The following is a 14482-nucleotide window of genomic DNA, read 5'->3' as shown; positions in this document are numbered from 1 at the left end:
GGGATTCTTAAACACTTTTCCCAAAAGGGTTTAAGCCTCCGGAGGCACAATCTTACCGAACCTTAAAAACCCGCGCCCCGTCTGAACTGTCTTCAACATTAAATCCAGCCTCGAGCAACTTATCGCGCAATGCGTCTGCTGTGGCAAAATCCTTTTTACCGCGTGCAAGCTCTCTGTCTTCCAGAATAATTTTAACGTTTTCAGGTAATTTTAAAAATGGAACAGGCATAGCGTCGTGGTCAAGTATTCCTAGAATCTCATCGACTTCGAGCAGTTGATTCAAACAGAACTGAGCTTCTGCCCCGCAGAGTTTAGCTGATCCTAATAATGAATTAATAGCCTTGGAGAATCCGAAAAGAATGGGCCAGAATCTGTGCAGTTTTAGATTGTCATCAAGGGCCTGCGAAAGACCGCTTTTAAGTGTGAACACTTCCTGATCGATATCTTCGGAAATATTTCCTGAATTATTTGCAAGCATGCTGAGTCCAGCGGCAAGATCCTGCAACTTCTGCTGATTCTTCACCCACATGGAAATGGCCTGCTCGCTGCATACCAGGGGTTTTTTGTATGACGATGAAAGCATCCACATACGCACTGCAATAGGCTGTCCCGCCTGTTCGATTAATTCATCTACGCAAGGCAGTACCGAACCACCGGGTAAGACAGGCTGCGCGACCATCCATACCTGCGGAGAAACGCCTGCACCCGCCCAGATTGCGCGTAAATTTTCCAAATGCGGGAACCTGTGAATCTCACCGGCAAGAAGCAGACTTACGCCCGGCAAACCTTCCAAGGCTATTACTGCCTGCTGTAAAAACCAGCTTGGGCGCACATTACCCCACTCGGTTTCAAGCACATCCCCAAGTTTTAAATCTTGCAGAGTTGCACGTTTAAGCAGTGTGAAATCTCGTGGATTTTCTTTTACGTAATCATCAAGATCAACGGTCTTGCCAAGGCTGACCATATCGATATCCATGTTGGTCATGTGACCATATCCCTTGTCACGGGACACATCGAAATATACTGAGCGAAGTTTTTCATAAGCAAGGCCATGTGCCAGCATAGTCCGGCAGATAGCTACAGTTCTGTCCACACAGGAAGAAGCTCTTCCGAAACGAACGGATTCGCGAACTCCTAAAAGTTTAGCGGCGGCTTCCATGGCCGTGGTTACTTCTTTAGCAAAAACCTCACGGGAAAGACCTCTGTCACGCGAAACAGCAAGGGTCTGATCTTCAAGATCAGCAAGCCCTACAAGTACAGAAACTTTACTTCCTTCGCGTTCAACGTGACGCGACAACACGTCGAGCATCACAATACGGCGGAACGCTTCAGGATCATAGGGATTGTCAAAAGACGGTCCCATTGTAAACATTCCTGTTTCGGCATCAACGCCCGATAAAATTTTATCTTCCCCTGTGGACTGGTCAAATATTTTCGGACCTTTAAAAACCTGCGGACGGAAAAGAGGGGTTGAAAGATAACGCTCACCACCATCCGGGAAAATGGTAACGACCAAACCCCCTTCAAGTTCAGCTGCAACAGCGGCAGCACCCGACATGGCAGCTCCGGAACTCATTCCTACAAAAACGCCCTCTTCTTTCGCAAGTCTACGGCAGGCATCAAAAGCATCACTGTCCTCAACATGAATGATACTGTCCAACTTCTGCTTATCGTATATTCCGGGAGGATAGGATTCCTGCATATTCTTAAGCCCCTGAATCTTGTGACCGGGCTTCGGCTCAACTGCAATAATCTGAATATCCGCATTAAGCTCTTTAAGACGCTTGGTTATCCCCATAATGGTTCCGGAAGTTCCTAGACAGGCAACAATATGGGTCACTTTTCCGTCAGTCTGATCCCATATTTCCTGACCTGTTCCCTCATAATGAGCTAAGATTGAAGCCGTATTATTGTACTGGTCCATCAGAAGATATTTTTCAGGCTCTTCACGATAAAAACGATAAGCCTGCTCAATTGCGCCGTCAGTTGCAAGATGACCCGGAGTAAGTAAAATATCCGCACCGTAAGCACGCATAATCATTTTGCGTTCCTCGGATGCTGTTTCAGGCATAATCAGCATAAGCTTATACCCTCTTACCGCACACGCCATAGCCAGCCCTATTCCGGTGTTACCGGAAGTCGCCTCGATAATAATTTTACCAGGCGTAAGCTCCCCGGATTCTTCGGCCCGCTTGATCATCGCGGTCGCTACGCGGTCTTTTATGGAACCGCCCGGATTCATTGATTCAAGCTTAGCCAGAATCTTGACGTTTTTATTTGGATTAAGGTGACGCATCTCAACAAGAGGAGTTCCGCCGACCAACTCAAGAATATCATTTGCAAACATTTTGTCTAATCCTTTCAGGTATATATAATAAATAAATTCAAAAACATTTTAAGCAAACATCAACCTTTTTCATTCTGGCAGATTTTTTGCAAATAAAAAGCAGAACATCGTCAGTCTGAATACAAATATAAATTCAGACGATCAGTGACAGGTCACAACAAAACTATTTCAACAGACTGCCAAGGACGGAATCAATGTCAGCTTACCCATTCCTCAAAGAAAACATCGAAGCTCTTGAAACATACAACCCGCCCCTTTACGCATGGTTAAGCAGTCAGGATTTTGACGAAGAAAAACTAACCCAATGCCTTTTCAAGAACAGATGGGATATTCTCGACTGGAAAATGGAAAACGGCAACGGCATGTTCGAATCTTTTTTGCCCAACCTCATCTATAAAGATTGGATAGTCCCCGAAAAAGCCGAAACCAGTGCAACTTTCATTATAGGCTGCAACCTCGGATATGGCCTCAATCATGTACTGATGACAACACCCGATACTCACAAAGTAATCGTTTCAGAACCTAATGCTGAAATGCTGCTCGCCTGTCTGGGACAGACCGATTACCGCCCATTCATGGAAAATGGAAAACTCCATTTTTGCCCGGTCGATGAAAACAGACTGATGAGTATCATTAAAGACCTCGACCTTCAATTCGTATACGGCAAGATTTATTTGAGACTTGATATGCCAAGTCAGCAGATCGGCCCCGAATACGCCCGCTGGACCGCAACCATTCGCGACAAAATGGAATCATTCAGTGTTGAAATGACAACTTTGCGTTTAAAGCAGGATGTCATGGTCGGCAACGAATTAGAAAACTTTTCCAGAACAGTCCAAGACGGGACCATATCTACGCTTAAAAATGCAGGCAGAGGTCTCGGCGCAGTAATCCTCGGAGCTGGGCCGTCACTTGCTGAATTCGGACCTGAGCTTGCTAAGAATCCGGGCAATGCAGTTTACGTAACGGCTCTTCAAACTCTACCGGCAGTACAGAAAACAGGGTTGAAGCCTCATTTCTGTATGGGACTCGATTACAATGAATCAATGCTCAGAGTATATGAACAGCTGGATCGCGAATGGGCAAAAGACATCCCGCTGATTTATTCAACCAAGCTTGATCACAAAGTGCTTGAAGCATACCCCGGCCCCACCATTCCCATGTGGACCTTGGGTGGACTTGGAACCTTTGCATTCAATCAACATGAAGAAATTTTTGATGCAGGTAGTAACGTCAGTATTACTCTGAACAGATTTCTCGACTGGTGCGGATTCAACCAGATTCTTCTGGTCGGTCAGGACTTTGCGTGGAAAGGTCAAGTGTCTCACGCCGCCGGTCATCAGAACGCAGGAGCAACCTTTCCGGCAAGCGCTTTAGTCCGCCTCAAGAACGCTGACGGAGAAAATTTAACATCCTCCATTCAGTACATGACTTCCAAGCGGGAAATGGAAGATGATATCACGAAGCTCAAAACTCCGGTCTTCAACCTTTACGGCGGCTGTGCACTTATCAACGGGACAAAAAATGTAGATATGCAAAAAGTAAACATGAATGGACTGCTCGCATCAGCTCCCGGAAGCATGGAATACTTTTTGACAGCTATGAACCTTGCCCGCACCCCCAGACCTGCTCCAAGGTTTGAGTCACGCAGTCAGAAATGGAACGTGTCGATCAGAAATGCGACCAAAAAACTTGAGAAGCTTTTCCGCAAGCTCAACAAAAATCAGTTAGAAATCAACAAAACATTTCACGATATGTATTTCTTCCTGAGACAGGACCCGCTCTATCTTCCTTATCTCTACAACGAAATTTTGGACATGGCAGGACTAGCAAAAGCAAAAACAAGCTACGCTCCTAAAGATCTGCCCCATTTTAAAAAGATCGCCAAAAAAACGATCAAAAAAGTCAGATACATGGACCGCTGCTTAAACCTTGAAGAACGTAAAGAAGCCGCCTGAAAGGCAGACTTAAACAAAAAAAATCAATAATTTCCATATCCATCATATTGAAAAATCCTCTGACTCATCTCCCCGAGTCAGAGGATTTTTCAATTTATCCTGAATTTAAACAACATTAATCTTTCTATAAAAACTCATATCCAAAATTTATAAAATCATCTTTATAACGTTCATTCACAAGCTTTATAAGCTCAGGTGTGTAGTAGTCTGAAATATAGTCACACTTGCTAGGCCTTGACCTGTTTTCATGAACAACTTCTATTTCTTCACCAGCTTTTGCAAGGAAGGCGGCAATTTCAACGGCATAATTTTCAAAACGCAAAAAAGATACATCTTTCATAACCCCTTCAGGAGTAGTTAAAATACTAGTTTGCGATTCAAAGTGAATATTTGAAAATTCATCAGGACAAATGGCAATAAATTTACAAAAATTACTAAATGTATATGGTTTAATTATTTTACTAAATGCAGAATTTAAAAATTCATCACTACCCACACGCATAAGATGTAAATACAAAGAGGCTAGACGTGTGTAAGGGTTTCTAACTATTGTAAACTTGTTATACTCATTAAAAGCAGAAGATGTAACATCAACATTATTTCGCAAATTTTTATATCTAATTTCTGTTTTAACTTGTTTAGAATATATTTTATCAAGAATAGCGATAGTACTTGATGTTCCATTTTTACATATATCAATAAATATTAGTTTTTTACTTTCAACTATAGAAGTAAGTTTTACTCTGAAAGGAATCTTAAACAATTGTACATTTTGTCGACATATAACTGTAATGTACTTTACCAACTCTGCCAAACAATATCCCTTACATCCTGCATCCACAATACAAATTTTTGAAAATTTACTCTTATCATATTTTTTAAAAGCTTTTTCATACATATAATCATATTGGTCTGTATAAGAAAAAGAGTCTTCAAAAAAATTATTCATGTCCAAATCATGAATTACTGCATTACCTTCATGATCTATATTGGTGGCAATAACAAAATATGTAGATTTATCGTTAAGTTGAGGCATTTTTGATAAAATTTGCAGCTTGCTTTTATCTGTTAAATTAAAAGCATCATACAATTCTACAAATCTACAACTCTCTTTATAAACACAAAAGTTATTACATCCTTTTTCCCGTAAAATATCTGCAATTTCTTCATGATACATAGATGCGATAACAATCTTGCATTCACTAAATGTCGCAACCTCCGAAACATTTATCACTGGCTTAGAAAAAAGATCACCTAATTTTTTGTAACTATCAACAAAAGCTTTTACTCTTATATCATTCCGTTTTTTCTTAATTTCTATAAAAAAAAGTTTTGCAGCTTCTCCTGTTCCGTATATTATTATATCCGCCTCTTGTTCTATTCCTTCAAGCCCGCAAATCATATTGCACCCCATTAAAAACTTTTTAATAGCTACCTATCTTAATCAATTAACCTCTACACTTAAAAAGCACATTAAGCACTTTTATTAACTACATCTGTTCGAGAAGTGAAGCAACAGAACAAACTCATTCCGCAGCAGTTAAAAGATTCACTTGAATCCCCAGCCATGCCCGTGTAAACCGTGCCCATGAACGACAACAAACACGATGAACCATATTTTATGGAAGACGGAACACTGGTTATCCCCTTCTCCTGCCCAGACCACAGTTACAAGTATTGGAAAAAAGAAGGCAAACAACTTTCCGAGATTCTCGCTGAAATGAATGTGGATAAGGAAACTTGGAAAAAATTTACAACTGACACCCATCCTGATGATGCCGTAAAAAAAGCTGATTCAGACGAGAACAAGGATTAAGGTTATAAAGAGTGATCCGTTTCATTCATAAATATTCCAGCATTTGCCACTTTATTCTGGCATCATTACCTTTGCTGACAGCTCTTGCAGTGATATTCTGTATCTTCGGCAATGAGGCTGCTGCTACAGCGTGGTTTAAAGCTCACGCTCAGGCAAATCCTGATTATAAATTCATTGCAAAAATAATTACAGACTTCGGAAACATTGTTTTCTATCCAGTCTACTTGTGGTTTCTGATTACAGGGATAAGACAGAGAAAAAAATCAAGACTAAGGTTCGCTCTGGTCTATCTGGCTGTGCAAATTATAGTCAGTGTCATCACTGTCAGATTTCTAAAAATAGCAATCGGCAGACCGCGTCCCGGTGAAGGCACTTTTTTTGAACCTTATTCGACCCGCGGGGCATACAACTCGCTTCCATCAGGGCACACCTGTGAAGTTTACGGGGCCTCCCTGCCTCTTGTTCTCAGATACAAAACACTGTTGCTGACTTTATTTTTGGGATTATTTGCCGCAACAGTGGCTCTCAGCCGCATATACCTCACATGGCACCATCCGAGTGATGTTTTCTGCGGATGGATGCTCGGCTCAGTCGCCGGCTTCGCGATTCACCTTTTTTCAAAAGAGAATTAATATGAATAACAATACCTCCCCGATATGGGATTTCATGGAAAAACATCCGTGGATCAGCGTAATAATGATCATTGCGATGCAGTCGATCTTCACTATGGACTACCGCTCACTCTGGTTTTCCGATGAAGTTCGCTATGCAGAAGTATATCATCAGATGAAAGATGCCGGACACTGGCTGGTAATGTACCTGAACGGAGTTCCATACCCGGATAAACCTCCTGTATATTTCTGGTTTTTATCCATTATCGACGCAGTTACTCCTGCCGATGGCATAAGTGTGTTTTTCCTTGGTTCAGCAGTTTCAGCAGGAATTTTCTTACTCTCAACGGTTGCTCTTGCACGCACTCTCGGATGTGGCCGCAAAACAACTCTTGCAACCGGACTGGTGCTGCTCACAAACATTTTCTTTATAGGAATTGCTCACTATTCCCGCATGGACCTGCTTTTTGCCAGTTTCATAATCTGGGCTAACATATGTCTTTTCAAAGGATTCCATTCAAAGCACGCACCCAACTGGATAATTTCTGCCTTTGTACTGATGGGGATTGCCACACTGACAAAAGGCCCGCTTGGAATTGTTTTTCCGATACTGACTGCTGTCTGCTATCTCATATGGAAAAAGAAACTTCCTTTGTTCCGCAGTAAGGCGGTTCTCAAAGGTTTCGCCATTCTTGCCGTAATACTGCTGGCATGGATAATCGGAGCAATACTAGTAGACGGCACCTCATTCATTCATAATATTTTCTACAAACAGATTTACGAAAGAGCTGTAAGCTCCTTCCACCACGAAGAACCTTTCCAATATTACCTGATTGCCTTCCCGCTGGCATGGCTTCCATGGTCAATGGCAATCTTTGCTCTTCCTCTGAAAAAACTGTTCAACATATCCCACTGGCGGAATGTCACAGCGCTCAGAGAAAGCTCTCTGAACGATGGAAGGGACTGGGCATGGATAATGTTCATAAGCGGATTTGTAATGCTGACCTGCCTCAGTATCAAAGTCCTCATCTATATACTCCCGCTCTTTGCACCGCTTGCAATTCTCACTGCAAAAGGGCTCATGGGAGAAGGTGATAATCCTCCGGCTATTAATTCAAAGAAACTTTGGACAGCAGTGGCCTGTGTATATCTCCTGTTTGCTGTTGCCGCTCCTTTTGCTGAAATATTCTTCCCGTTTGATTTTGCGATTAAAGGACTTTCATTAACAGTCTTGATTCTGGGGTTGGGCGGATTAGCTCTTCTGGCAACCAGATCATCCGGCAAAAAGACTGGACTGCTTATCATGGCGGTAACCATGACGCTCTGGATTCAGCCACTGGCACTTAAAACGCTTCCTTCTCTTGACCCTCTCATGAGTCCGCGCATGACAGGTGAAATCATGAAAGAATACATTGATCAGGGAAGCTACCCGCTGGCGCATAAAATATATTCCGGCATTTTCTCATACTACGCCGGAACCAATATCCACGAAACAAGTGATTTTAAAGAGATAGAAAGGATACTCGAAGAGCAGGATAAGGTTATTCTGGTGATGCAGAGAAAATACTTTGACCGCTGGGAGAATTGCCCTGAAGGCGTGACTATCATTAATGAACAATTTATATCTGACCGCCCTTACGTCCTTCTTCGCAAATAATTAATATAAAGATATTAAATTAAAAGGGTTGCTTTGATTAAATTCAAAGCAACCCTTTTTTATGTTTTGCACTCGCAGTTTCTTTTTAAGTTTTCAAAGGCAGAACAGCATGCTAGATATAACTTGTATGTCTTTTCCAGATTTCAATTTATGCCATTCAATTCAAAAAAAGTAATCAGAGGAAAATATGCCGAAATCTAAAAACAACATCCTCTTCGTAGATGAAGATAAAAACCAGATTGAAGCCTTTAAAAAAATGCTTATGCCCATGTCCGGACAGTGGGAGTTACACTTTGCAAACTCAGCAAAAGAAGCTTTAGAACTGATTGAAATTCAGCCCTTTGATATCGTTGTTACGGATTTTCATACAACAGGACTCCCCGACGGAGAGCTCATAAGTGAAGTTAGAAAACAGCAGCCCGGAGCAATTCGTTTCATTTTATCAAAGGATCAGAACACAAATAAATCTATGCACTCGGCTATGTATGCTCATCAATTCATAAGCAAACCTTGCTCCGCAAAAGAACTGATCGAAACAATTGAAAGATGCCTCAGATTAAAAAATATATTCCTTAATGAACGGGTTTCTAAAGCAATTGCCTCTATAGATGAACTTCCTGTAATGCCGTCTCTGTACATCAAACTAGAGAAAGAACTGCGAAAAGAAGATGTTTCGATCAAAAATATCGGCTTGCTCATAAGTGAAGACTTGGCAATAACCTCGGGAATTCTTAAACTGGTGAATTCCTCTTTTTTCGGCCTGTACTCTAAAGTTACCACCCCGGAAAAAGCCGCTACAATGTTAGGGATCAGTACGATTAAAGGGCTTGTGCTGGGCATGCACATTTTCAACTCAAGCAAGACCGAATATTTGGATTTTTCCATCGAGGATCTTGGAGAGCATTGCCTATATACCGCTCTTCTAGCCCGGGCAGTTATTCAAGCAGAAGGTGCTGATACTGATACAGCTGAAAAAACATTTCTTGCAGGTTTTCTCCACGACATTGGAAAACTGATCCTTTGTGTATCTTATCAGCCGGAATATTCTGAAATTCTAAAAATAGTACAAAATGAAAACATTCCTATGAGTGTCGCTGAAAAAGAAATTTTCGGTTTCACACATGCCGAAGTCGGAGCTTACCTTCTGGCTCTTTGGGGATTTGATGAGACAGTTGTTGAAGCAGTGTACAGCCATCACAATCTAACAGAATCAGGTTCAGACATGCTTAGCCCTGCGGCAGCTGTCCACATTGCCGATACCTTTGAGCACGAACTACGCTTGCGGCATCAAGAGAATGCTCCACATATTCTGAATGCAGAATGGCTGGAAAAAAACGGATTTTCAAGTAAGCTTGTGGGCTGGCTTGAAGTCTGCGCTCAGCAATTGGACAAAGATCTCACAAATATCAACCAGTAAATCGGCAGGCTATAGGCATTCTCCATCCTGTACCGAAAGCTCTGGAAGTTATTTTAAGTCCCGGAGCGGCCTGCTTACGTTTAAATTCTGAAATTTTAATCAGCCTCAGAATGCCCTGTACAATTTCAGGATCAAAACCTGTTTCTTTGAGAATTTCAATCTCAGACATATGATGCTCAACTCTGAGTTCAATAATGCGATCCAGCACTTCATACGGCGGTAATGAGTCTTCATCTTTCTGCCCCGGACGCAATTCCGCGGACGGTGGTTTTTCAATCGTCGCAACCGGTATAACATCCCCCATTCCCTGTTCATTAAGCCAGCGGCATACCCTGAAAACAAGAGTTTTGTAGAGATCTGAAATAACGGCCAGACCTCCGGCCATGTCTCCATAGATGGTACAATAACCTACTGCGAGTTCGCTTTTATTACCGGTGGTTACAAGCAATGCACCCATTTTATTAGAAATGGCCATTACAAGATTTCCCCGTATCCGTGACTGAATATTTTCCTCAGTCACATTCTCGGGCAACCCGGCAAAAGCGGGAGCCAGAGCCTTTTCAAAATTCTGCATGAGTTCCTGAATAGGAATAGTGATTGATTTGATACCCAGATTTTGAACAAGCTCCAAAGAATCATCAATGCTTCCTTTACTGGAATAAGGAGAAGGCATCAGAACTCCGAGAACATTCTCGGGCCCTAAAGCTTCAGCGGCGACTGCGGCTGTCAAAGCAGAATCTATCCCGCCTGAAAGCCCTAGAACAACTTTCTTAAAACCCGTTTTAGCAAGATAATCGTGCAAACCAAGCACCATGGCATTCCATGCTTCGGATTCTTCGCAAAAATCATCTTCCTCTATTTTTCCAGTGCCACTTTTAACATTAACAATAACGACATCTTCTTGAAAACTTTTCCCACGGGCAATCAAAGTACCCTGTGCATCAAAAGCGCAACTTCTTCCGTCGAAAACTAAATCATCATTACCGCCGACCTGATTTGCGTAAACAACGGGCACTTTATACTTGGAAGCAATGGAAGAAAGCATTTTTTCGCGCACAAGCTGCTTTCCAATATTAAACGGAGAGGCCGATAAATTGATCAAAACATCCGGCTTGTTTTCCATTATTGCCGGTAACGGATTGCTTCCATAACGCGTATTTGTGCCATTTTCACGATCATTCCATACGTCTTCACAAATTGTTACGCCTATCCTTACACCGTCAAAAACAAAAAAATTGCATTCTTCGGAAGGTTCAAAATACCTCTGTTCATCAAAAACATCATACGTCGGGAGCAACCATTTATAAAAAACTCTCGGCACCCCGCCCCGTTCAATAAGCCATGCAGCATTCCGCAAGGGATTCCCACAACCTTCATGATTGATATCAACTCCTCCGACAATCAAAGCAATATCATCAGGAATTTTACGAGAAAGCTCAGATACCGCGTTTCTGCACCTTAATACAAAATCAGAATTAAGCAGCAAATCCCGCGGAGGATATCCTGTGAGCGCAAGCTCTGAGGTTACACAAATCTTTGCGCCACGCTCAACGGCTTTATCAACACCGTCCAGAATAAGCTTGATATTACCTTCGAGGTCACCGACCGTCCAATTGAGCTGCAACAGGGCTATTTTCATTATTTACTGACCGTCCTTTTCTTTATGAATACGGACTTTTGTTAACGTTTGCGGAAAGAGTTGTCCATAATTCGATTTCTCTCAACTTGATATGAACTTTCATTCAGTTTATCTTGCACTGAATATGCCCTGAGGATAAAGAAATAAATTACTCCTTACCCATATTATATCTTTCAATCATAAATTAAACAAACAATGGACTGAAATTGTTTAAAATAGACAAAGTACAAACTCGAATCAGCATAATGATCATATTAATATCATTATTGGCCTTCGTTATTTCCGGCGCCTACGATTATTCGGTTATGCGTAAGGACATGCTTAAAGAAATGAATCAGAAAGCGGACGGCCTTGCCGAAAGACTTTCAGAATCATTAATCCCCCCCCTTTGGAATGTGGATCAGTCCGCAATAAACAGAATTATTTTGTCGGAAATGAATGACAAAAGAATTAAAGCCATAATCGTTACTGAAGATAATGATAAAAACGTATTTGCAGGAAAAATAAGAAATAAAAATTGGGATATAATTGACTTTATAGCTTGGCCCAGAGGTGAATTCGTTAAACGAAAAGCTGAAATATCTGTACTGAATCAACCTATAGGAGCGGTTGAAATTTTCTTATCGACCAAATTCATTCAAGATGAGCTATACAATTCACTCTTACAGTCGCTCTTAAGAAACATGTTTCTGGTTGTTCTGCTGATGGTAACAATCTTCGTTACTATGCGAAACGTTCTTATCTCTCCCATCATTAAATTATCCCAAACAGCACGCCGAATTTCTGTTGATAAAAACTATGGAGCCAGAGTCGACTTTAAATGTCAGGGCGAGATGGAAACGCTCGTTAACAACTTTAATCACATGCTCCAGCAAATTGAAGAACAGGACCACAAACTTAAAGAATACAGCGGAAAACTTCAGCAAAAGATTCAGCAAAGTAATAAAAATTTAGCAAACAGCTACAGAGAACTTAAAATAACAAATAAACAACTTGAAATTGCTAAAAATGAAGCAGAAGCCGCTTCGCGCTCCAAAAGTCAATTTATGGCAAATGTCAGCCATGAAATAAGAACGCCCATGAACGCAATTATCGGAATGGCAGATCTGACACTGGCAACAAAATTATCGGCCAAGCAAGCTGATTTTATGAAAATAATCATTAATTCAGGTCAGGTACTGCTAAGACTGATCAATGACATTCTAGATTTTTCAAAAATTGAAGCAGGCAAGCTTGAACTTGAAGAAGTTAACTTTGATCTTCATAAGTTGATTGATGAAATCTCGGACCTTTTTGTTGAACAGATGGTCGCTTCTCAAACGGAACTGGTAATTGAAATTCTCCCGGACGTGCCGAAACGGATAAAAACTGACCCGCTAAGATTAAGACAGGTTCTTGCTAACCTGACCGCAAATGCTTTCAAATTCACCAATAAAGGTGAAATTACAATTACTGTAAAAGCTGAGCATGTCGGCCCGGATAAAATGGATCTTATTTTTGCCGTAAAGGATACGGGGATAGGAATCCCGGAACAAATTCAGCCCGAGCTATTTAAAGCCTTTAAACAGGCTGACGGATCTACCACCCGTAAATATGGTGGTACAGGTTTGGGACTGACCATCTCCAAACGAATAATCAATCTCATGGGCGGAGATATCTGGGTTAAAAGTAAACCCGGAGAAGGTAGTACATTCTTCTTCAAAATATCCCCGAAACTAGTTCCGAACACACTCCCCACTGAATACCTGTTGCCGGAGAATCTTCTGAACCAGCCTGCACTCATAATAGATGACAATATTGCTGTGAGATCCGTTCTTTCCAGATATCTGCAACAATTCGGATTCAAACCTGAAAGCTCCTCTTCTGCGGAAGAAGGGTTGGAAATGATAAAACAAAAAACGGATGTCCCGTACAAATTCATACTCATGGATTTGAATCTTCCGGGAATGAAAGGAGATGAAGCTTCCAAAATAATCAGAGAAACTCATCCGGCCAAAGACCTTCCAATCCTCATGATTACCGCAATGGATTTAAATGAAGCTCTGATAAAAGCCAAAGCAACAGGGATAACCAAAGTCATAACTAAACCTCTGAAACAATCTGCTCTATTTGATGCGATTATGGATACGTTTGATCACAGTGATTATATGCAAAAAGTAATCGAACCTTTACAGGTCGCTGAAAAAATATTTGAAGGTTTTAACGTTCTGCTGGTGGAAGACAATGCCATCAACCGCCAAGTGGCCGAACAAATTCTTATGACTACCGGACTGGAAATAGAAACTGCCATTAACGGACTTGAAGCCGTACAAATGATCGCCCAAAACAACTATGACCTAGTTCTTATGGACATCCAAATGCCGGAAATGGACGGATATGAAGCAACCAGAACCATACGTAGCAAGTTGAAAAAAACCGACCTTCCGATAATAGCAATGACGGCCCACGCTATGAGGGGAGACAAAGAAAAATGTTTGCAAGCAGGCATGAATGACTACATTCCAAAACCCATTGATAAGAATCAAATGATAAGCACCATCAAAGCTTACTTATTAATTAATCACGACGAATTCAGTAAAAGCAACGAACAGGACACATCCTCAACGAACAAAAATTTCCAAAAATATCAACATCTGAACATAGAAGAAGCTTTGGATCGCATCGGTGGTGACTTAGATATTCTGATTAACATTTTGAATAATTTCGATGAATATAACAAAGACTTTACAAAAAAAATAAACTTCATGCTGGCAAAAAATGAACTTAAAGAAGCCGGAGATATGGCGCATACGCTGAAAGGGGCTGCTGCAAATCTTTCTGCAAACCATCTGGCCAAGGCAGCTCAGAAACTGGAAAATGCCTGCAAAGCCAATCAGAAAGAAGATGCTGTCATAGCTTTATATGAAACAAGCAAAAAAATTGAACTTCTCAGAATGGACATTTTAATGCTCACCAAAGATCTTTCCTGACACTCTCTGTTGATATTCACGCCGAATTGAGGCAGAAATCAATTCATCATTAAGATTTAAAAAGGATT

The 14482-nt window shown here is 41.3% G+C and carries 9 protein-coding genes; 6 read left to right on the top strand and 3 right to left on the bottom strand.

Annotated features, from left to right (window positions below; translation table 11 throughout):
- Positions 1-52: 52 nt before the first annotated feature.
- Positions 53-2347, bottom strand: coding sequence for a cysteine synthase (locus tag BLT41_RS14230; protein ID WP_092162321.1), 2295 nt, complete (start codon positions 2345-2347; stop codon positions 53-55).
- Between the two features lie 194 nt (positions 2348-2541).
- Here BLT41_RS14230 and BLT41_RS14225 point away from each other — a divergent pair, with 194 nt between their 5' ends.
- On the top strand, positions 2542-4305 hold the full coding sequence (locus BLT41_RS14225; RefSeq protein WP_092162319.1) for a motility associated factor glycosyltransferase family protein: 1764 nt from the start codon (positions 2542-2544) through the stop codon (positions 4303-4305).
- 124 nt (positions 4306-4429) lie between these two features.
- Here the strand turns inward: BLT41_RS14225 and BLT41_RS14220 are convergent, their stop codons facing one another.
- Positions 4430-5707, bottom strand: a complete 1278-nt coding sequence (locus BLT41_RS14220) for a sulfotransferase family 2 domain-containing protein (protein ID WP_092162317.1) — start codon at positions 5705-5707, stop codon at positions 4430-4432.
- A gap of 186 nt (positions 5708-5893) precedes the next feature.
- Here BLT41_RS14220 and BLT41_RS14215 point away from each other — a divergent pair, with 186 nt between their 5' ends.
- The 4 genes from BLT41_RS14215 to BLT41_RS14200 all read left to right on the top strand — a co-directional run bounded on the left by BLT41_RS14215 (position 5894) and on the right by BLT41_RS14200 (position 9806).
- Entirely contained in the window at positions 5894-6121 is a 228-nt protein-coding gene (locus BLT41_RS14215; RefSeq protein ID WP_092162315.1) for a hypothetical protein, read from the top strand.
- 11 nt (positions 6122-6132) lie between these two features.
- Positions 6133-6753 (top strand): phosphatase PAP2 family protein, encoded by a 621-nt coding sequence (locus tag BLT41_RS14210; protein WP_092162313.1) that lies wholly within the window; start codon positions 6133-6135, stop codon positions 6751-6753.
- Position 6754: 1 nt separating this feature from the next.
- On the top strand, positions 6755-8389 hold the full coding sequence (locus BLT41_RS14205) for an ArnT family glycosyltransferase (protein WP_092162311.1): 1635 nt from the start codon (positions 6755-6757) through the stop codon (positions 8387-8389).
- A gap of 187 nt (positions 8390-8576) precedes the next feature.
- The gene (locus BLT41_RS14200) at positions 8577-9806 is read left to right on the top strand and encodes a response regulator (RefSeq protein WP_092162309.1); all 1230 of its coding nucleotides are present in this window, start codon (positions 8577-8579) and stop codon (positions 9804-9806) included.
- Here the strand turns inward: BLT41_RS14200 and BLT41_RS14195 are convergent.
- Positions 9796-11445, bottom strand: a complete 1650-nt coding sequence (locus tag BLT41_RS14195) for an NAD+ synthase (RefSeq protein WP_092162308.1) — start codon at positions 11443-11445, stop codon at positions 9796-9798. The genes BLT41_RS14200 and BLT41_RS14195 overlap by 11 nt on opposite strands.
- Before the next feature lie 245 nt (positions 11446-11690).
- On the opposite strand from BLT41_RS14195, the gene BLT41_RS14190 reads away from it, so the two are divergent.
- Positions 11691-14414, top strand: a complete 2724-nt coding sequence (locus BLT41_RS14190) for a response regulator (RefSeq protein ID WP_244512290.1) — start codon at positions 11691-11693, stop codon at positions 14412-14414.
- The last annotated feature ends 68 nt before the right edge of the window (positions 14415-14482 follow it).

Origin of the sequence: Maridesulfovibrio ferrireducens (assembly GCF_900101105.1) — a bacterium.
GTDB lineage: Bacteria > Desulfobacterota > Desulfovibrionia > Desulfovibrionales > Desulfovibrionaceae > Maridesulfovibrio > Maridesulfovibrio ferrireducens.
This window is presented reverse-complemented; position numbering and strand designations above follow the sequence as displayed.